We start from the raw sequence: 18,119 nt of genomic DNA, 5'->3' as shown, positions 1-18,119 counted from the left end.
CCTGTCCACTGTCGCTGGGCTGTCAATGGTTTGGACACTAGCAGAAAAACTTTGACACACACACACGCAGGTGGCGGATTTTCGGGCGGTTTCTGGCTGTCATGGGGGGCTGGTATACTCGCCGCCGATTACAACCCCCCTTGTGTGAGAGTCAATGGAACGCTTTATCGAAAATGCAATGTACGCCACGCGCTGGCTGCTGGCGCCGATCTACATCGGGCTGTCCCTCGGGCTGCTGGCGCTGGCATTGAAATTCTTCCAGGAAGTGTTTCATGTCATTCCCAACGTGTTCTCCATGGCCGAGTCCGAGCTGATTCTGGTGCTGCTGTCGCTGATCGACATGGCGCTGGTCGGCGGCTTGTTGGTGATGGTGATGATTTCCGGCTACGAGAACTTCGTATCCGAGCTGAACATCGACGAAGGCAAAGAGAAGCTCAGCTGGCTGGGCACCATGGACTCTTCGTCGCTGAAGATGAAAGTGGCGGCGTCGATCGTGGCGATTTCTTCGATCCACCTGCTGCGGATCTTTATGGACGCCAAGAACGTCGATCCCCAGCATCTGATGTGGTACGTGATCATCCACATGACCTTCGTGGTCTCGGCGTTTGCCATGGGTTACCTGGACAAGCTCACCAAGCACTGATGAGTTGTCGAAAGCTGTAACAAAACCGCCCGTCTGTTGCGAAACAGACGGGCGGTGTCGTTTGTGGCTTGTGCTTTGGTGCGCCGAGGCATATCCCTGTAGGCGTCCCGGCTCGCCACAGCGTGAGGTGCGTTCATGAACCTGCAAGAGTTGAATGCGTTTGCCATCGCCAGGAAGGTCGATGAGCTGAACCTGATCTCCATGGAGGGTGGAATCTACCTGCTCGAGGCGCGGATGCACGGCGCGGCGTACCCGTTGAGCGATCCCCAGGGCAAGATGCTGATGCTGCGTTCGGTGGAGCATGCCCGGGATGTCCTGCACAACTTTCCGGTGCTGCCGTTCAATCTGGTCCACACCTCGGTGCACGATGAAATGTGCGGACTTGGCGCCAGCAGCGAAGAAAGCCTGAAAGTCCCGCTGGCCTGGCGCTCGGCACTGTAGGCCCGAGGGCCTGATCAATGGCGGAACATCTGTGCTAGTCTGCTCGCCCTTTTGGTTCCGGGCGCGCCGGGACGCGCTGTGCACGCACGGCATGTCCTGAGGCCGTCCGCACAGCGGAGCAGTGTCATGTCCGAAGTAAATCTGTCCACCGACGAAACCCGCGTCAGCTACGGCATCGGCCGTCAGCTGGGTGACCAGCTGCGCGACAACCCGCCACCGGGTGTCAGCCTGGACGCCATCCTGGCCGGTCTGACCGACGCATTCGCCGGCAAGCCAAGCCGTGTGGGTCAGGAAGAGCTGTCCGCCAGCTTCAAAGTGATCCGCGAAATCATGCAGGCCGAAGCCGCTGCCAAGGCTGAAGCCGCCGCTGGCGAAGGTCGTGCGTTCCTGGCTGAAAACGCCAAGAAAGACGGCATCACCACCCTGGCTTCCGGTCTGCAATTCGAAGTGCTGACTCAGGGCGAAGGCGCCAAGCCATCCCGTGAAGACAACGTGCGTACTCACTACCACGGCACACTGATCGACGGCACCGTGTTCGACAGTTCCTACGAGCGTGGCCAGCCTGCAGAGTTCCCGGTTGGCGGCGTGATCGCCGGCTGGACCGAAGCCCTGCAACTGATGAATGCCGGCAGCAAATGGCGTCTGTACGTGCCGAGCGAACTGGCTTACGGCGCTCAAGGCGTTGGCAGCATCCCGCCGCACAGCGTTCTGGTGTTCGACGTCGAGCTGCTCGACGTTCTGTAATCCCGTTACCCTGCACAAGCGTGGCTTGTGCAGGGTTTCTCCACCGTTCTCATACTTCGATCTTGTGATGCAGCTCACTGGTCGGGCGCAACGCCCGGGCATAGCAGAACAGGAACAGATTGCGCACCAGCTCCTTGAGCACCATCGGTTCGCTGGAACTCAGGCCGCTGACGTCCAGATCCCCTTGATCCTGCAATTCGTGCAGGGCTTCTTCTTCCAGTACCGCGCAGACTTCACCGGTTTCCCGATGCAGGATCCTGAGGTACGGGTGCGGGCGATCCAGCCAGGCGTCGATCAAATAAGTCATGGTTCTCATCTCCATTGAAAGGGTTTCAATGAGAATAATTCTTATTCGTCAAATAGCAAGCGCCTATTGGCGGTTCGTGATTTTTTATGGGTAAAGATTGCGTAAGGTCAAAACGGCTGGCGTTTGGCTACTGCGTGGTTTTGCTGGGGATAGCGGGGGAGGGAGAAGCTCCATCCCACGGCGGGCGCGGGATGGAGGACAGCAGGATCAGACTTTTCTGACGAACTCGGATTTGAGCTTCATCGGGCCGATGCCGTCGATCTTGCAGTCGATGTCGTGGTCGCCGTCGCACAGACGGATGTTCTTCACCTTGGTGCCAACCTTGACCACCAGCGAGGTGCCTTTGACCTTCAGGTCCTTGATCACGGTGATGGTGTCGCCGTCCTGCAGGACGTTGCCGACCGAATCTTTCTTCACGGCATCATCGGACGCCACTTCGGCTTCGCCGCCGGCAGACCACTCGTGGGCGCACTCCGGGCACACCAGTTGGGTGCCGTCTTCGTAGGTGTATTCGGAATTGCATTTCGGGCAGGGTGGCAACGTGCTCACTAAGGCTCCTTGGAGAGGGGATCGCTAAAAGTCGCACATTGTATAGGGTTTTAACCGTGGATGGCAGGCAACAAAAAACCGCAGGCTCCGAGGGAGGCTGCGGTTTCTTGATGGCGCGATGTTGATCAGTGCGTGCGGGCGACCGCGAACTCGCTCAGTTCAACCAGTGCATCGCGGTATTCGCTGGCCGGCAGCGCTTCGAGGCACTTGATCGCACGGGCCACATAATCGCGAGCCAGTTGCGCGGTGTATTCCAGCGAACCGGATGCTTCCACGGCAATGCGGATGCTTTCCAGGTCTTCGATCCCGCCTTTCTGGATCGCCTGGCGTACCAGTGCGGCCTGCTCTGGCGTGCCTTCGCGCATGGTGTAGATCAGCGGCAGGGTCGGCTTGCCTTCGGCCAGATCGTCACCGACGTTCTTGCCCAGGGTTTCGGCGTCGCCCTTGTAGTCGAGCAGGTCATCGACCAGCTGGAACGCCACGCCCAGGTGATCGCCGAAGGTGCGCAGGGCTTCGCTCTGCTCGGCGGTGGCACCGGCCAGCGCTGCGGCGCTGTGGGTCGAGGCCTCGAAAAGCATCGCGGTCTTGCCGCGGATGACTTCCATATAGGTTTCTTCGGTGGTGCTGGCGTCACGGACCTTGGACAGCTGCAGCACTTCGCCTTCAGCGATGATGCGCGTGGCCTGGGACAGGATCTTCATCACCGGCATCGAGCCCAGTTCGACCATCATTTCGAACGAGCGCGAGTACAGGAAGTCGCCGACCAGCACGCTCGGGGCGTTGCCCCACATGGCGTTGGCGGTCGAGCGGCCACGGCGCATGCCGGACATGTCGACCACGTCGTCATGCAGCAGGGTGGCGGTGTGCAGGAATTCGATGGTGGCGGCCAGCAGGCGCAAGTCGTCGCCTTCGCGACCCAGGGCCTTGCCACACAGCAGCACTAATAAAGGACGCAGGCGTTTACCGCCGGCCGACGTGATGTAATCGCCGATTTTCGATACCAGCGGCACTCGGGAAGTCAGCTGCTTCTTGATGATGCCGTCGACGGCGCTAAAATCGTCCGCCACCGCGCGGTAGAAAGCTTGGGGTTGCATCAGCGACAGGTGCTCCAGAAGGGTTGCGCGGCATGCTAGGACCCACGTCCGGGCCTGTCAAGGCGCGATGGACGGCCCCTTGCATGACTCTTGTAGCTTGCGTACAATCGCGCACCCTGAACTTCCTGGGCAGCACCTGCCTTACGCAATTGCACTTGGGCCGTTCCAGCCCCATGCAGCCATGCCAGCCAATACCTCTTCTTATAAAGAGCTGGGTGAGCAGGATTATCGGAGAAATACCATGTACGCAGTAATCGTTACCGGCGGTAAGCAATACAAGGTCGCTGAAGGTGAATACCTGAAGATCGAAAAACTGGAAGTCGCTACTGGCGAATCCGTGACTTTTGACCGCGTTCTGTTGGTCGCCAATGGCGACGACGTGAACATCGGCGCACCTGTTGTTGCTGGCGCAACCGTCAAGGCTGAAGTGATCTCCCAAGGTCGTCACGATAAAGTCCGCATCATCAAGTTCCGTCGCCGTAAGCACCACATGAAGCGTATGGGCCACCGCCAGTGGTTCACCGAGATCAAAATCACCGGTATTCAGGCTTAATTACAGCCTAATTCCTCACTAGGAGAATTGAACTCATGGCACACAAAAAAGCTGGTGGTAGTACCCGTAACGGTCGCGACTCAGAAGCCAAACGCCTTGGCGTGAAGATGTATGGCGGCCAGGTCATCAAGGCCGGCAACATCATCGTGCGTCAGCGCGGCACCCAATTCCACGCTGGCTACGGCGTTGGCATGGGTAAAGATCACACTCTCTTCGCGAAAATCGAAGGCGTGATCAAGTTTGAAGTAAAAGGCGCCTTCGGTCGTCGTTACGTGAGCGTTGTCGCAGCCTAACTGCGAGAGTGCTGGAGAAGCCCTGTCTTGCGACGGGGCTTTTTCGTTTGTGGGGTGAGTCTCTTGCAAAGCTGTTTGTATGGGCTGCCGGCGTGCGATGCAGGTCGTGGATTGGGGTCGCTGCGCTCATTTTTGCAAGAGTCTTATGTCTTGATTGTTTTTCGGCTCGTCCGTACGGCGAGAGGCGTTGGTTATGAAGTTTGTTGATGAAGTATCGATCCGCGTAAAGGCTGGCGACGGCGGCAATGGCTGCATGAGTTTCCGTCGGGAAAAATTCATTGAAAACGGCGGTCCGAACGGTGGTGACGGCGGTGACGGCGGTTCCATCTTCATGATGGCCGACGAAAACCTGAACACCCTGGTGGACTACCGCTACACCCGGCACTTCGATGCCGAGCGTGGCTCCAACGGTGGCAGCACCGACTGCACCGGCAAGAAGGGTGAAGATCTGGTCCTGCGCGTGCCGGTTGGCACCACGATCATTGACTCTGCAACCCAGGAAGTCATCGGCGACCTGACCAAGTCCGGTCAGAAGCTGATGGTGGTGCAGGGCGGCTGGCACGGTCTGGGTAACACCCGTTTCAAATCCAGTACCAACCGTGCACCGCGTCAGACGACGCCGGGCAAGCCGGGCGAGCAGCGTGACCTGAAACTGGAAATGAAGGTTCTGGCTGACGTCGGTCTGCTGGGTCTGCCGAACGCCGGTAAAAGTACCTTTATCCGTTCCGTTTCTGCCGCCAAGCCGAAAGTTGCTGATTACCCGTTCACTACCCTGGTGCCAAACCTGGGTGTGGTCAGCGTCGATCGCTGGAAAAGCTTCGTTATCGCCGACATTCCGGGTCTGATCGAAGGTGCTTCCGACGGCGCCGGTCTCGGTATCCGTTTCCTCAAGCACCTGGCGCGTACCCGTCTGCTGCTGCACCTCGTGGACATGGCGCCGCTGGACGAAAGCAGTGCGCCTGACGCTGCTGAAGTGATCGTCAACGAGCTGATCAAGTTCAGCCCGTCCCTGGCGGAGCGTGATCGCTGGCTGGTGCTGAACAAGTGCGACCAGATCCTTGAGGAAGAGCACGAAGAACGCGTCAAGGAAATCGTTGAGCGTCTGCAGTGGGAAGGTCCGGTCTATGTGATCTCGGCCATTGCCAAAGAAGGCACCGAGCGTCTGACGCGCGATATCATGCGTTACCTCGAAGATCGTGCCGATCGCCTGGCCAATGACCCGGCTTACAAGGAAGAATTGGCCGATCTCGATCAGCGCATCGAAGATGAAGCCCGCGCCCAGTTGCAGGCGCTGGACGACAAGCGTGCCCTGCGTCGCAGCGGCGTGAAGTCGGTCCACGACATCGGTGATGATGACTGGGATGAAGAAGATGTGGATGACGAAGACGGTCCGGAAATCATTTACGTGCGTGACTGATTCGTTGAAGTAAACTTAAGCGCCGCTCAATCGAGCGGCGTTTTGGTATCTGGAAATCGATTGTTGGTCACGAGTAACCACGAATAACGTCACGGGCAGCGCTGGGTCGCGCTGTCCTCAAGCTAAGGTTGAAGATGATGCGGAGCAAGGTGACAGGTGCGCAGCGTTGGGTCGTGAAGATCGGCAGCGCTTTGCTGACAGCGGATGGCAAGGGTCTTGATCGCAAGGCGATGGGCGTCTGGGTCGAGCAGATGGTGGCTTTGCATGAGGCTGGCGTCGAGTTGGTGCTGGTGTCCTCCGGGGCGGTGGCGGCCGGCATGAGCCGTTTGGGCTGGACCGCACGACCCAGTGCGATGCACGAGCTCCAGGCTGCCGCGGCAATCGGTCAGATGGGGCTGGTGCAGGCCTGGGAATCGAGCTTTGCCGAGCATGGCCGGCACACGGCGCAGATTCTCCTGACTCACGACGACCTGTCCGACCGCAAACGCTACCTGAACGCCCGCAGCACCTTGCGTGCGCTGGTCGAGCTGAAAGTCATTCCGGTGATCAACGAAAACGACACTGTGGTTACTGACGAGATCCGTTTCGGCGACAACGACACGCTTGCGGCGCTGGTGGCCAACCTAGTCGAGGCTGATCTGCTGGTGATCCTGACGGATCGCGACGGCATGTTCGACGCTGATCCGCGCAACAACCCCGACGCGCAGCTGATTTACGAAGCGCGTGCCGATGATCCGACCCTTGATGCGGTCGCGGGTGGCACTGGTGGTGCGCTGGGTCGTGGCGGCATGCAGACCAAGTTGCGTGCGGCACGTCTGGCGGCGCGTTCCGGGGCGCATACCATCATTGTCGGTGGGCGTCTGGAGCGGGTGCTGGATCGTCTGAAGGCGGGCGAACGCATCGGTACGCTGCTGTCGCCTGAGCGCGGCATGCTGGCGGCGCGCAAGCAGTGGCTGGCCGGGCATCTGCAGACCCGTGGCACGCTGGTGCTGGATGACGGCGCGGTTTCTGCGTTGTCGGAAGGTCACAAGAGTCTGCTGCCGGTCGGCGTCAAACTGGTCCAGGGCAGCTTCCGTCGCGGTGAAATGGTGGTTTGCGTGGCTCCGGACGGTCGTGAAATCGCCCGTGGCCTGGCCAACTACAGCGCGCTGGAGGCACAAAAAATCATCGGTCAGTCGTCGGATGCGATTGTCGGTTTGCTGGGTTACATGGCTGAGCCGGAACTGGTTCACCGTGACAACCTGATTCTGGTCTGAGGAAAAGCGCAATGCGCATGGCAAAAGGATTGTTGGGTCTGTTGATGGCGTTGCCATTGCTGGCCTCGGCCGAGGAAATCGGCCAGGTGTCGACGGTGTTCAAATTTGTTGGGCCGAACGACCGGATCGTGGTCGAGGCATTCGATGATCCTAAGGTCGAGGGTGTGACCTGCTATCTGTCGCGCGCCAAAACGGGTGGCGTGAAGGGTGGCTTGGGTCTGGCCGAGGATCGTGCCGAAGCGTCCATTGCTTGCCGTCAGGTGGGCCCTATCAACTTCAAGGGTGAGTTGAAGGATGGCGAAGAGGTGTTCAAGGAGCGCACTTCGCTGGTGTTCAAGACCATGCAGGTGGTGCGTTTCCTCGACAAGAAGCGCAATACCCTGGTGTATCTGGTCTATAGCGACCGCCTGATCGAGGGCAGTCCGCAGAATGCGGTGACAGCGATCCCGATTCTGCCGTGGGCGCCAGTTCATTGATTTGGGTGTAAATAAAAAGAGGAGCCGGTTGGCTCCTCTTTTTTTGCGTTGCTTTCGGCATATTGCAGGCAATAAAAAACCGACCCGGAGGTCGGTTTTTTAATGACTACGTCGCTTAGGCAGCTTCTTTCAGTGCCTTGACGTGGCCATTCAGACGGCTCTTATGACGAGCAGCCTTGTTCTTGTGGATGATGCCTTTATCGGCCATACGGTCGATAACTGGCACAGCCAGAACGTATGCAGCTTGAGCTTTTTCAGCGTCTTTTGCGTCGATGGCTTTAACTACATTCTTGATGTAGGTACGAACCATGGAACGCAGGCTGGCGTTGTGGCTGCGACGCTTCTCAGCCTGTTTTGCACGTTTTTTGGCGGAAGGTGAGTTGGCCACCGTCGAGCTCCTCGAAAGACTTTTTAGGAAATAGCAAACAAAATAGGCCGCGAATCATGCCGATGAAGAGATGTCTTGTCAAGGGCGCTTGAGACGTTCCGCTAAGTGGTAGGTATAAAGAGGCGGGATATTTATTTCCGGCGCTTGACCTGTAAACTCGCGAGCTTTGGCTCTGTGCTGTTGCGGCGCGGAGTATCGCACAAGTAGGCGCATTGTTCGCCTGCTGTTTATCGACAGGCACAAATTCCTTCAATGAATCTGCTCAAATCGTTGGCCGCCGTCAGCTCTATCACGATGCTTTCCCGGATTCTCGGGTTTGTCCGCGACACGCTCATTGCGCGCACATTCGGCGCCGGAATGGCGACCGACGCCTTCTTCATCGCCTTCAAACTGCCCAATCTCTTGCGGCGAATCTTTGCCGAGGGCGCGTTTTCACAGGCATTCGTGCCGATTCTTGCCGAATATAAAAGTCAGAAAGGCGAGGAGGCGACCCGTACCTTTATTGCCTATGTGACGGGGCTGCTGACGCTGGTTCTGGCGCTGGTCACTGCGCTGGGCATGATTGCTGCGCCCTGGGTAATCTGGGCCACGGCACCGGGTTTCACCGATACGCCGGAAAAATTCCAGCTGACCTCCGATCTGCTGCGAGTGACCTTCCCCTATATATTGCTGATCTCCCTGTCTTCCCTGGCAGGGGCGATTCTCAATACCTGGAACCGTTTCTCGGTGCCGGCGTTCGTGCCGACCCTGCTGAACGTCAGCATGATCGTGTTCGCGCTGTTCCTGACGCCGTACTTCGATCCGCCGGTCATGGCGCTCGGCTGGGCCGTGCTGGTCGGTGGCCTGGCGCAGTTGCTCTATCAACTGCCGCACCTGAAAAAGATCGGCATGCTGGTGCTGCCACGTCTGAACCTGCGTGACACGGGTGTCTGGCGAGTGATGAAGCAGATGCTGCCGGCGATCATCGGTGTCTCGGTCAGTCAGATTTCCCTGATCATCAACACCATCTTCGCCTCGTTTCTGGTGGCGGGTTCGGTGTCGTGGATGTACTACGCCGACCGATTGATGGAGCTGCCATCCGGCGTGCTGGGTGTGGCGCTGGGCACGATCCTGCTGCCGACCCTGGCCAAGACCTACGCCAGCAAGGATCGTCACGAGTACTCGCGGATTCTCGACTGGGGCCTGCGCCTTTGCTTTGTGTTGGTGCTGCCGTGTGCGCTGGCGCTGGGGATCCTGGCCGAGCCGCTGACGGTTTCGCTGTTCCAGTACGGCCAGTTCAGCGGCTTTGATGCGGCCATGACCCAGCGGGCGTTGATTGCCTATTCCGTTGGTCTGCTCGGCATTATCGTGATCAAAGTGCTGGCCCCAGGCTTTTATGCGCAACAGAACATCCGTACACCGGTAAAAATCGCAATCTTCACCCTGATAGTCACGCAGTTGTTCAACCTGGTGTTGATCGGGCCACTGGCCCATGCCGGTCTTGCACTGGCAATCAGTGCCGGTGCGTGCCTGAACGCCGGCCTGTTGTTCTATCAACTGCGCAAGCAGCAGATGTATCAACCGCAGCCGGGCTGGCTGAAATTCGGTTTGAAGCTGTTGCTCGCGGTGGCGGTGATGTCGGCCGTGCTGTTGATCGGCATGCATTTCATGCCGGCCTGGGATCAAGGCCACATGCTGGAGCGCTTCCTGCGCCTGGGCGTGCTGGTGGTTGCCGGCGTGGTCGCTTATTTCGGCATGTTGCTGCTGCTCGGTTTCCGTCTGCGTGACTTCAACCGCAAGGCGTTGAGCTGAGGTTTCACCCTTGAAAGACGTGCGCGGGCCGGCAGTTTTGTCGGCTCGTTCACTTTGGGTTACGGTGTTGCCTGTCGTCGGCCGTCGGGTGTGGTTATAATCGGCCACTTTATGAGCAAGAAGCGCGTTATGCAGCTGGTTCGAGGCCTTCACAACTTGCGCCCCCAGCATCGGGGCTGCGTCGCCACTATTGGCAACTTTGACGGTGTTCACCGTGGTCACCAGGCCATCCTGGCCCGACTGCGTGAGCGTGCGCTCGAGTTGGGCGTACCCAGCTGCGTGGTGATTTTCGAGCCGCAGCCACGGGAATTCTTTGCCCCGGAGACCGCTCCCGCGCGTCTGGCCCGGTTGCGCGACAAGCTGCAACTGCTGGCCGCCGAAGGTGTAGACCGGGTCTTGTGCCTGGCCTTTAACCAGCGCTTGAGCAAACTCAGCGCCAGTGAATTCGTCGATACGATTCTGGTGGATGGCCTGGGTGTGCAGCATCTGGAAGTCGGTGACGATTTCCGCTTCGGTTGCGACCGCCTCGGCGATTTCGATTTTCTGCTGCAGGCCGGGCAGGTTCACGGTTTTACCGTGGAAGCCGCGCAAACCGTCGAGCTGGATGGCATTCGTGTCAGCAGCACCCAGGTGCGCAACGCGTTGGCCGCCGCCGATTTTGCCCTGGCCGAACGCTTGCTTGGCCGCCCGTACCGGATTGCCGGTCGCGTGCTGCATGGCCAGAAACTGGCCCGCCAGCTGGGTACGCCCACGGCGAACATTCAACTCAAGCGCCGTCGCGTGCCGTTCACCGGGGTTTACCTGGTCGACGTCGACATCGACGGCAAGACTTGGCCCGGTGTCGCCAATATCGGCGTACGGCCCACGGTGCAAGGTGATGGCAAGGCCCACCTTGAAGTACATCTTTTGGATTTTGCCGGCGATCTGTATGACCGGCGTTTGACGGTGGTTTTCCACCAGAAGCTGCGTGAAGAGCAGCGTTTCGCCTCCCTGGAGGCATTGAAAACGGCGATCAGCGCGGATGTCGCCGCCGCCCGTGCACTAGCCGCACCTAGCGCCCATCGCTAATGAAGAGCCTTAAATGACCGACTATAAAGCCACGCTAAACCTTCCGGACACCGCCTTCCCAATGAAGGCCGGCCTGCCACAGCGCGAACCGCAGATCCTGCAGCGCTGGGACAGTATTGGCCTGTACGGAAAGTTGCGCGAGATTGGCAAGGATCGTCCGAAGTTCGTCCTGCACGACGGCCCTCCGTACGCCAACGGTACGATCCACATCGGTCACGCACTGAACAAGATTCTCAAGGACATGATCATCCGCTCGAAGACCCTGTCGGGCTTCGACGCGCCGTATGTTCCAGGTTGGGACTGCCACGGCCTGCCGATCGAGCACAAGGTTGAAGTGACCCACGGCAAGAACCTGGGCGCGGACAAGACCCGCGAACTGTGCCGTGCCTACGCCACCGAGCAGATCGAAGGGCAGAAGACCGAATTCATCCGTCTCGGCGTGCTGGGCGACTTCGCCAACCCGTACAAGACCATGGACTTCAAGAACGAGGCCGGTGAAATCCGCGCCCTCGCCGAAATCGTCAAGGGCGGTTTCGTGTTCAAGGGCCTGAAGCCTGTGAACTGGTGCTTCGACTGCGGTTCGGCCCTGGCCGAAGCGGAAGTCGAGTACGAGAACAAGAAGTCCTCGACCATCGACGTAGCGTTCCCGATCGCCGACGAAGCCAAACTGGCTGCCGCGTTCGGTCTGCCGTCGTTGGGCAAGCCTGCCTCGATCGTGATCTGGACCACCACCCCGTGGACCATCCCGGCCAACCAGGCGCTGAACGTTCACCCGGAATTCAACTACGCGCTGGTCGATATCGGCGACAAGCTGCTGGTTCTGGCCGAAGAGCTGGTCGAATCCTGCCTGACCCGTTACGGCGTTGAAGGCACCGTTCTGGCCACCGCACCGGGTTCGGCGCTGGAACTGATCAATTTCCGTCACCCGTTCTACGACCGTCTGTCGCCGGTGTACCTGGCCGACTACGTGGAACTGGGCGCCGGCACCGGCGTGGTTCACTCCGCCCCGGCCTACGGTGTGGACGACTTCGTGACCTGCAAGAAGTACGGCATGGTCAACGACGACATCCTCAACCCGGTACAGAGCAACGGCGTTTACGTGCCGTCGCTGGAATTCTTCGGCGGCCAGTTCATCTGGAAGGCCAACCCGGCCATCGTCGAAAAACTCACCGAAGTCGGTGCGCTGATGCACACCACCGTCATCGAACACAGCTACATGCACTGCTGGCGTCACAAGACCCCGCTGATCTATCGCGCTACCGCGCAGTGGTTCATCGGCATGGACAAAGAGCCGGTATCCGGCGACACCCTGCGTCAGCGCTCGCTCAAAGCCATCGAAGACACCAAGTTCGTTCCGGCCTGGGGCCAGGCGCGCCTGCACTCGATGATCGCCAACCGTCCGGACTGGTGCATCTCCCGTCAGCGTAACTGGGGCGTGCCGATCCCGTTCTTCCTGAACAAGGAAAGCGGCGAGCTGCACCCACGCACCGTCGAGCTGATGGAAGAAGTCGCCAAGCGCGTCGAAGTCGAAGGTATCGAAGCCTGGTTCAAACTCGACGCTGCCGAACTGCTGGGCGATGAAGCGCCGCAGTACGACAAGATCAGCGACACCCTCGACGTCTGGTTCGACTCGGGCACCACGCACTGGCACGTCCTGCGCGGTTCGCACCCGATGGGCCACGAGACCGGCCCGCGCGCCGACCTGTACCTGGAAGGTTCCGACCAGCACCGTGGCTGGTTCCACTCGTCCTTGCTGACCGGTTGCGCCATCGACAACCACGCGCCGTACCGCGAGCTGCTGACCCACGGTTTCACCGTGGACGAGTCCGGCCGCAAGATGTCCAAGTCCCTGGGCAACGTGATCGCGCCGCAGAAAGTCAACGACACCCTGGGCGCCGACATCATGCGTCTGTGGGTCGCGTCGACCGACTACTCCGGCGAAATGGCCGTGTCCGAGCAGATCCTGCAGCGCAGCGCGGATGCCTACCGTCGTATCCGTAACACCGCGCGCTTCCTGCTTTCCAACCTGACCGGTTTCAACCCGGCCACCGACCTGCTGCCGGCCGAAGACATGCTGGCACTGGATCGCTGGGCAGTGGACCGTACCCTGCTGCTGCAACGCGAGCTGCAAGAGCACTACGGCGAATACCGTTTCTGGAACGTCTACTCGAAGATCCACAACTTCTGCGTGCAGGAGCTGGGTGGTTTCTACCTCGACATCATCAAGGACCGCCAGTACACCACCGGCGCCAACAGCAAGGCCCGTCGTTCGTGCCAGACCGCGCTGTTCCACATCTCCGAAGCGCTGGTGCGCTGGATCGCACCGATCCTGGCCTTCACCGCCGACGAGCTGTGGCAGTACCTGCCTGGCGAGCGAAACGAATCGGTGATGCTCAACACCTGGTACGAAGGCCTGACCGAGTTGCCGGAAGGCTTCGAGCTGGGTCGCGAGTACTGGGATCGCATCATGGAAGTGAAGGTCGCGGTCAACAAAGAGATGGAAATCCAGCGCGCGGCCAAGGCCGTCGGTGGCAACCTGCAAGCCGAAGTGACGCTGTACGCCGAAGACGCTCTGAGCGCCGACCTGGCCAAGCTGAGCAACGAGTTGCGCTTTGTACTGATCACCTCGACTGCCAGCGTTGCGCCGTTCGTGCAGGCTCCGGCCGAAGCGGTGGCCACCGAAGTCGGCGGACTGAAGCTGAAGATCGTCAAATCCGCCTTCCCGAAATGCGCCCGTTGCTGGCACTGCCGTGAAGACGTCGGCGTGAACCCGGAGCATCCGGAAATCTGCGGCCGTTGCGTGGACAACATCGATGGTGCCGGTGAGGTTCGTCACTATGCCTAACGCCGTTGGCCGTTTCGGACGGCTGAGCTGGCTCTGGTTGAGCTTGCTGGTTCTGGTCATTGACCAGGCCAGCAAGTTCTACTTCGAAGGCAAGCTCGAGATGTACCAGCAGATCGTGATCATTCCCGATTACTTCAGCTGGACCCTGGCCTACAACACCGGCGCGGCATTCAGCTTCCTGGCTGACAGCTCCGGCTGGCAGCGCTGGCTGTTCGCCCTGATCGCGGTGGTGGTCAGTGCGGTGCTGGTGGTCTGGCTCAAGCGCCTGGGCCGCAACGAAACCTGGCTGGCCATCGCGCTGGCGCTGGTGCTGGGCGGCGCGCTGGGCAATCTGTATGACCGCATTGCCCTGGGCCATGTGATCGACTTCATTCTGGTGCACTGGCAGAACCGCTGGTACTTCCCGGCGTTCAACTTCGCCGACAGCGCCATCACCGTTGGCGCGGTGATGCTGGCACTGGACATGTTCAAAAGTAAAAAAACCGGAGAAGCCGTTCATGACTGAACAGGTATTGGCTGAGCAACGCATCGGCCAGAACACGGAAGTCACTTTGCATTTTGCATTGCGCCTGGAGAACGGCGATACGGTCGACAGCACCTTCGACAAAGCCCCGGCGACCTTCAAGGTCGGCGACGGCAACCTGCTGCCGGGTTTCGAAGCGGCGCTGTTCGGCTTCAAGGCGGGTGACAAGCGCACCCTGACCATCGAGCCGGAAAACGCATTCGGCCAGCCGAACCCGCAGAACGTGCAGGTCATTCCACGTTCGCAGTTTGCGGACATGGAGCTGTCGCCAGGTTTGCTGGTGATCTTCAACGATGCGGCCAATACTGAGCTGCCGGGTGTGGTGAAAGAGTTCGACGACGCGCAAGTGACCGTCGACTTCAACCACCCGCTGGCCGGCAAGACGCTGACCTTTGACGTGGAAATCTTCTCCGTCAAAGCGCTGTAAACGCTGTTCTGCAGGGGCCGGCCCGGCCCCTGCATTGATCTGAATTTTTCGCGCGCAAGACACGAGGCACAGCATGCAAATCAAACTCGCCAACCCCCGTGGCTTCTGCGCCGGCGTGGACCGGGCGATCGAAATCGTCAACCGCGCCCTGGAAGTCTTCGGGCCGCCGATCTACGTGCGTCATGAAGTGGTGCACAACAAGTTTGTCGTCGAGGACCTGCGCAGTCGTGGCGCGATCTTCGTCGAAGAACTGGATCAGGTGCCGGACGACGTCATCGTGATCTTCAGTGCCCATGGCGTCTCGCAAGCCGTGCGTACTGAAGCCGCCGGTCGTGGCCTGAAAGTGTTCGACGCTACGTGCCCGCTGGTGACCAAGGTGCACATCGAAGTCGCCAAGTACAGCCGCGACGGCCGTGAATGCATCCTGATCGGCCACGCCGGTCACCCGGAAGTCGAAGGCACCATGGGCCAGTACGACGCCAGCAACGGCGGCGCGATCTACCTCGTCGAAGACGAGAAAGATGTCGCCGAGCTGCAGGTGCACAACCCTGAAAAACTGGCCTTCGTCACCCAGACCACCTTGTCGATGGACGATACCAGCCGGGTTATCGATGCTTTGCGCTCGCGTTTCCCGGCTATCGGAGGGCCGCGCAAGGACGACATCTGCTACGCCACCCAGAACCGTCAGGACGCGGTCAAGCAACTGGCCGATGAGTGCGATGTGGTCCTGGTGGTAGGCAGCCCTAACAGCTCCAACTCCAACCGTCTGCGCGAGCTGGCCGAGCGTATGGCCACGCCGGCGTACCTGATCGACGGTGCCGAAGACCTGCAAAAGAGCTGGTTCGATGGCGTCGAGCATATCGGCATCACTGCCGGTGCTTCTGCGCCGGAAGTGCTGGTGCGCGGCGTGATCCAGCAGTTGCAGGCCTGGGGCGCCACCGGTGCCGACGAGTTGGCCGGGCGTGAAGAGAACATCACCTTCTCGATGCCTAAAGAGCTGCGCGTCCGCTCGATCTGACTGCTTTATCCTTTCGACACAGTGCCTGTTCAGCTTTTTCGCTGGCCAGGCGCACGCGACCGGTTGCCGCCAGCACCAGTTGAAGCTGGCTGACCGGTTCGCGGGTCGAACAGATGTGTAGTTTTCCTGCCTGAAATGCCCGCCCGGGCATCAGCGGTTGCCCCAGACTGCTGAACCGAATGTACCGACTGACGAACCAGTTACCGACAATGGGCACTTGCCCATCGCTGGCGTGCTCGACCAGCAGCGGATTGCTGCTGTCCTCCGCGCCCTTGCCACTGACATCCAGAATGATCCGCCAGCCCCGGCTCCAGTCCCCGTCGATGCCGTGAATCACTACGCTCTGATTGCGCGTGATCGCCTGGCTGCGGGCATTGCGTATCCCGCTGATCAGCGACTCAGCGGCCTGTTGCCGCTGGTTCGACTCCTTCAGCGTGGCGAGCGCCGGACTGACCAGTGACAGAACAATTGCGCCGATCGCCAGTCCCATGAGCAGTTCGACCAGACTGAATCCCTGTTGCGGCATGAGCATTTCCTCCTTGGAGCAGGGGGCTCGACGCGATCCGTGCGCCGGGCAGGGCAAATCAACCGACGCAAGCCGGCCGAATGTTCTAGGTTTACAGGGCAGGTATAGCCGACGGCAACGGAGGGCATCGATGGATCATCGTACAAAAGGTTTCACGCTGATCGAGGTGCTGGTGGCGGTCGCATTGGTTGTGATCCTGATCACGATGGCCGTCCCGGCGTTTACCCGATCGATACAGGGCAGCAAGGCCGATACCGAAGTCGGCGACCTGCAGCGGGCGCTCAACTATGCGCGACTGGAAGCCATTGATCGCGGGACCACCATCCGGTTGCGACCGACTGCCGGGGGCAGCGTCTGGACGGGCGAGTTGTCGGTCTACGACAGTACTGGCACTTCGGCCAATGTATTGCGGGTTGTTCCAGCGATGAGCAGTGGCGCGACTCTGACGCTAACCTCAGGAGTAACCACGCTGGATTTCAATAATCTGGGTGGTCTGGCCGCACCGTCCTCGGCGGTGGTGTTCAGTTATACGCTGGGAACGCAAAGCAGGACGCTGAACGTGTGTCTGAACGGACGAATTCAATCGGGTGGAAGCTGCGGATGAGGGCAGGGAGCAGAGTTGCACAGGAAGGCATGTCGCTGATCGAAATCCTCGTCGCGTTGCTGGTGCTGACGGTCGGGTTGCTGGGGGCGGCGGCGGTTCAGCTCAATGCGCTGAAATACACCGATAGCTCGCGGATGACCAGTCAGGCGAGTTTCATCGCCTACGACATGATGGACCGCATCCGCGCCAATTCCGGCGCCGACTACACCGTCACGCCACCGACCTCGGGCAACCTGAGCGTCACCCGTGATCAGGATCTCTACGACTTCACCACCAACATCGTCAATTTCGGCGGGCCGACTGCCACCGGCAGCATCACCCTCAACCAGCGGGTGTACACCATCACCATCAACTGGAGCGACTCACGGGCCGCCAACACCGCGAGCGCCCCGCGCAGTTTTGTCCTGACCAGTCGCGCCACGGTCGATCCGGTGGCCACGCCATGAAGCGGCATAACCAGGGTTTCGGTCTGATCGAAATGCTTATCGCCCTGGCGCTGGGGCTGATCATCGTGCTGGGCGTCGTACAGACCTTTCTTGCAGCGAAGAATACCTACGTCAGCCAGAACACCTCGGCGGCCATGCAGGAAGATGCACGGTTCGTGCTGAGCAAGATGATCCAGGAAATTCGCATGGTCGGGATGTTCGGCTGCCTCGGGACCATTATCGACGCCAGCACCAGCGGCGATTTCAATGCTGCGCAGATCACGCCGATCAGCTGGGACAACACCAATCTCAAACTGACGCTGGTCACTGCCGACGTCGGCAGTGGCGGTGGAACACCGACCTGGACGGTGGTTTCCGATTGCCGCAACAGCGCAACGGCCTACAGCAACCTGCAGACTCCGGCGGCCGGGCAAATCGCCTTCCCGATCCGCCGTCTGGTCTACAGCTTCAGCAACAACCAGATTCTGATGGGTACCGGTGGCGGAACGCCGACCCAGCAGGTCCTGGTGAACAACGTCAGTGCGTTTACGGTGATGTTCGGGCTCGCCACGTCGGCGACGGATGTCTCTGCTTCGACCTACAGCAGCAACCCCGGCGATCCGGCGCGCATCCGCAGCGTACGCCTGACCCTGACCCTCACCGACCCGAACAACCGGGTCGCCAACCAGACCTTCAACGTGGTTGCCGCTCTGCGCAACCGCTTGCAGTGA

At 59.9% G+C, this 18,119-nt stretch carries 22 protein-coding genes; 17 read left to right on the top strand and 5 right to left on the bottom strand.

The annotated features are described in order from the left end of the window. The first annotated feature begins 154 nt into the window (after positions 1-154). The 3 genes from AC07NR_RS26195 to bamJ all read left to right on the top strand — a co-directional run bounded on the left by AC07NR_RS26195 (position 155) and on the right by bamJ (position 1,828). Positions 155-643 carry a TIGR00645 family protein gene (locus AC07NR_RS26195; RefSeq protein WP_065257512.1) on the top strand — a complete coding sequence of 163 codons (489 nt, stop codon included), beginning with the start codon at positions 155-157 and terminating at the stop codon, positions 641-643. 135 nt (positions 644-778) lie between these two features. Continuing rightward, positions 779-1,084 carry a DUF6482 family protein gene (locus AC07NR_RS26190; RefSeq protein WP_085712199.1) on the top strand — a complete coding sequence of 102 codons (306 nt, stop codon included), beginning with the start codon at positions 779-781 and terminating at the stop codon, positions 1,082-1,084. A 126-nt stretch (positions 1,085-1,210) separates the two neighbouring features. Continuing rightward, positions 1,211-1,828 carry a BamJ family beta-barrel-assembly machinery protein gene (gene bamJ, locus AC07NR_RS26185; protein WP_085712198.1) on the top strand — a complete coding sequence of 206 codons (618 nt, stop codon included), beginning with the start codon at positions 1,211-1,213 and terminating at the stop codon, positions 1,826-1,828. Positions 1,829-1,877: 49 nt separating this feature from the next. On the opposite strand, the gene AC07NR_RS26180 is transcribed toward bamJ, so the two are convergent. From AC07NR_RS26180 to AC07NR_RS26170, 3 genes are all read right to left on the bottom strand, one after another. Next, complete coding sequence (locus AC07NR_RS26180; RefSeq protein WP_085712197.1) at positions 1,878-2,135, bottom strand: PA4570 family protein; 258 nt, start codon at positions 2,133-2,135, stop codon at positions 1,878-1,880. A gap of 207 nt (positions 2,136-2,342) precedes the next feature. Beyond that, positions 2,343-2,684, bottom strand: a complete 342-nt coding sequence (locus AC07NR_RS26175) for a zinc ribbon domain-containing protein YjdM (RefSeq protein WP_007950963.1) — start codon at positions 2,682-2,684, stop codon at positions 2,343-2,345. A gap of 125 nt (positions 2,685-2,809) precedes the next feature. Continuing rightward, positions 2,810-3,778, bottom strand: coding sequence for a polyprenyl synthetase family protein (locus AC07NR_RS26170; protein ID WP_085712196.1), 969 nt, complete (start codon positions 3,776-3,778; stop codon positions 2,810-2,812). Positions 3,779-4,019: 241 nt separating this feature from the next. Here AC07NR_RS26170 and rplU point away from each other — a divergent pair, with 241 nt between their 5' ends. From rplU to AC07NR_RS26145, 5 genes are all read left to right on the top strand, one after another. After that, on the top strand, positions 4,020-4,331 hold the full coding sequence (rplU, locus tag AC07NR_RS26165; RefSeq protein ID WP_003228361.1) for a 50S ribosomal protein L21: 312 nt from the start codon (positions 4,020-4,022) through the stop codon (positions 4,329-4,331). 35 nt (positions 4,332-4,366) lie between these two features. Then, positions 4,367-4,624, top strand: a complete 258-nt coding sequence (rpmA, locus tag AC07NR_RS26160; protein WP_003228360.1) for a 50S ribosomal protein L27 — start codon at positions 4,367-4,369, stop codon at positions 4,622-4,624. A 193-nt stretch (positions 4,625-4,817) separates the two neighbouring features. Next, complete coding sequence (gene cgtA / locus AC07NR_RS26155) at positions 4,818-6,041, top strand: Obg family GTPase CgtA (protein WP_085712195.1); 1,224 nt, start codon at positions 4,818-4,820, stop codon at positions 6,039-6,041. A 137-nt stretch (positions 6,042-6,178) separates the two neighbouring features. After that, positions 6,179-7,297, top strand: a complete 1,119-nt coding sequence (gene proB, locus AC07NR_RS26150; RefSeq protein WP_085712194.1) for a glutamate 5-kinase — start codon at positions 6,179-6,181, stop codon at positions 7,295-7,297. Positions 7,298-7,308: 11 nt separating this feature from the next. After that, positions 7,309-7,773, top strand: coding sequence for a CreA family protein (locus tag AC07NR_RS26145; RefSeq protein ID WP_085712193.1), 465 nt, complete (start codon positions 7,309-7,311; stop codon positions 7,771-7,773). Between the two features lie 115 nt (positions 7,774-7,888). On the opposite strand, the gene rpsT is transcribed toward AC07NR_RS26145, so the two are convergent. Further along, positions 7,889-8,161 (bottom strand): 30S ribosomal protein S20, encoded by a 273-nt coding sequence (gene rpsT / locus AC07NR_RS26140; protein ID WP_003228351.1) that lies wholly within the window; start codon positions 8,159-8,161, stop codon positions 7,889-7,891. 252 nt (positions 8,162-8,413) lie between these two features. Between rpsT and murJ the strand changes: the two genes are divergently transcribed. From murJ to ispH, 6 genes are all read left to right on the top strand, one after another. Next, a complete protein-coding gene (murJ, locus tag AC07NR_RS26135; RefSeq protein ID WP_248740451.1) occupies positions 8,414-9,952 on the top strand; it encodes a murein biosynthesis integral membrane protein MurJ in 1,539 nt (512 codons plus the stop codon). Between the two features lie 129 nt (positions 9,953-10,081). Continuing rightward, positions 10,082-11,020, top strand: a complete 939-nt coding sequence (ribF, locus tag AC07NR_RS26130; RefSeq protein WP_007959537.1) for a bifunctional riboflavin kinase/FAD synthetase — start codon at positions 10,082-10,084, stop codon at positions 11,018-11,020. A gap of 13 nt (positions 11,021-11,033) precedes the next feature. Next, the gene (gene ileS / locus AC07NR_RS26125; RefSeq protein ID WP_495079783.1) at positions 11,034-13,865 is read left to right on the top strand and encodes an isoleucine--tRNA ligase; all 2,832 of its coding nucleotides are present in this window, start codon (positions 11,034-11,036) and stop codon (positions 13,863-13,865) included. Next, complete coding sequence (gene lspA / locus AC07NR_RS26120; protein WP_085712189.1) at positions 13,858-14,370, top strand: signal peptidase II; 513 nt, start codon at positions 13,858-13,860, stop codon at positions 14,368-14,370. Before ileS ends, lspA begins: the two co-directional genes overlap by 8 nt. Positions 14,371-14,377: 7 nt before the next feature. Continuing rightward, positions 14,378-14,815 carry an FKBP-type peptidyl-prolyl cis-trans isomerase gene (gene fkpB / locus AC07NR_RS26115; RefSeq protein ID WP_170931652.1) on the top strand — a complete coding sequence of 146 codons (438 nt, stop codon included), beginning with the start codon at positions 14,378-14,380 and terminating at the stop codon, positions 14,813-14,815. 73 nt (positions 14,816-14,888) lie between these two features. After that, a complete protein-coding gene (ispH, locus tag AC07NR_RS26110) occupies positions 14,889-15,833 on the top strand; it encodes a 4-hydroxy-3-methylbut-2-enyl diphosphate reductase (RefSeq protein ID WP_495079782.1) in 945 nt (314 codons plus the stop codon). On the opposite strand, the gene AC07NR_RS26105 is transcribed toward ispH, so the two are convergent. Next, complete coding sequence (locus AC07NR_RS26105) at positions 15,805-16,359, bottom strand: GspH/FimT family pseudopilin (protein WP_495079781.1); 555 nt, start codon at positions 16,357-16,359, stop codon at positions 15,805-15,807. The two genes, ispH and AC07NR_RS26105, sit on opposite strands and share 29 nt — an antisense overlap. A 130-nt stretch (positions 16,360-16,489) precedes the next feature. Between AC07NR_RS26105 and AC07NR_RS26100 the strand changes: the two genes are divergently transcribed. From AC07NR_RS26100 to AC07NR_RS26090, 3 genes are read left to right on the top strand one after another with little or no spacing between them, the layout of a single operon-like run. Next, a complete protein-coding gene (locus AC07NR_RS26100; protein WP_495079780.1) occupies positions 16,490-16,963 on the top strand; it encodes a GspH/FimT family pseudopilin in 474 nt (157 codons plus the stop codon). Further along, on the top strand, positions 16,960-17,409 hold the full coding sequence (gene pilV, locus AC07NR_RS26095) for a type IV pilus modification protein PilV (RefSeq protein ID WP_305835569.1): 450 nt from the start codon (positions 16,960-16,962) through the stop codon (positions 17,407-17,409). Before AC07NR_RS26100 ends, pilV begins: the two co-directional genes overlap by 4 nt. Further along, complete coding sequence (locus AC07NR_RS26090) at positions 17,406-18,119, top strand: PilW family protein (protein WP_305835568.1); 714 nt, start codon at positions 17,406-17,408, stop codon at positions 18,117-18,119. The genes pilV and AC07NR_RS26090 overlap by 4 nt, the downstream gene beginning before the upstream one ends.

Source organism: Pseudomonas sp. GW821-FHT09C09 (assembly GCF_059418105.1).
Note: the sequence above shows the minus strand (reverse complement) of the source record. Positions and strands in the feature narration are given on the sequence as shown.

Coding starts and splice junctions, on each gene's coding strand:
- AC07NR_RS26195 (WP_065257512.1), top strand. CDS start 155: ATGGAACGCTTTATCGAAAATGCAATGTACGCCACGCGCTGGCTGCTG.
- AC07NR_RS26190 (WP_085712199.1), top strand. CDS start 779: ATGAACCTGCAAGAGTTGAATGCGTTTGCCATCGCCAGGAAGGTCGAT.
- bamJ (WP_085712198.1), top strand. CDS start 1,211: ATGTCCGAAGTAAATCTGTCCACCGACGAAACCCGCGTCAGCTACGGC.
- AC07NR_RS26180 (WP_085712197.1), bottom strand. CDS start 2,135: ATGACTTATTTGATCGACGCCTGGCTGGATCGCCCGCACCCGTACCTC.
- AC07NR_RS26170 (WP_085712196.1), bottom strand. CDS start 3,778: ATGCAACCCCAAGCTTTCTACCGCGCGGTGGCGGACGATTTTAGCGCC.
- rplU (WP_003228361.1), top strand. CDS start 4,020: ATGTACGCAGTAATCGTTACCGGCGGTAAGCAATACAAGGTCGCTGAA.
- rpmA (WP_003228360.1), top strand. CDS start 4,367: ATGGCACACAAAAAAGCTGGTGGTAGTACCCGTAACGGTCGCGACTCA.
- cgtA (WP_085712195.1), top strand. CDS start 4,818: ATGAAGTTTGTTGATGAAGTATCGATCCGCGTAAAGGCTGGCGACGGC.
- proB (WP_085712194.1), top strand. CDS start 6,179: ATGCGGAGCAAGGTGACAGGTGCGCAGCGTTGGGTCGTGAAGATCGGC.
- AC07NR_RS26145 (WP_085712193.1), top strand. CDS start 7,309: ATGCGCATGGCAAAAGGATTGTTGGGTCTGTTGATGGCGTTGCCATTG.
- murJ (WP_248740451.1), top strand. CDS start 8,414: ATGAATCTGCTCAAATCGTTGGCCGCCGTCAGCTCTATCACGATGCTT.
- ribF (WP_007959537.1), top strand. CDS start 10,082: ATGCAGCTGGTTCGAGGCCTTCACAACTTGCGCCCCCAGCATCGGGGC.
- ileS (WP_495079783.1), top strand. CDS start 11,034: ATGACCGACTATAAAGCCACGCTAAACCTTCCGGACACCGCCTTCCCA.
- lspA (WP_085712189.1), top strand. CDS start 13,858: ATGCCTAACGCCGTTGGCCGTTTCGGACGGCTGAGCTGGCTCTGGTTG.
- ispH (WP_495079782.1), top strand. CDS start 14,889: ATGCAAATCAAACTCGCCAACCCCCGTGGCTTCTGCGCCGGCGTGGAC.
- AC07NR_RS26105 (WP_495079781.1), bottom strand. CDS start 16,359: ATGCCGCAACAGGGATTCAGTCTGGTCGAACTGCTCATGGGACTGGCG.
- AC07NR_RS26100 (WP_495079780.1), top strand. CDS start 16,490: ATGGATCATCGTACAAAAGGTTTCACGCTGATCGAGGTGCTGGTGGCG.
- pilV (WP_305835569.1), top strand. CDS start 16,960: ATGAGGGCAGGGAGCAGAGTTGCACAGGAAGGCATGTCGCTGATCGAA.
- AC07NR_RS26090 (WP_305835568.1), top strand. CDS start 17,406: ATGAAGCGGCATAACCAGGGTTTCGGTCTGATCGAAATGCTTATCGCC.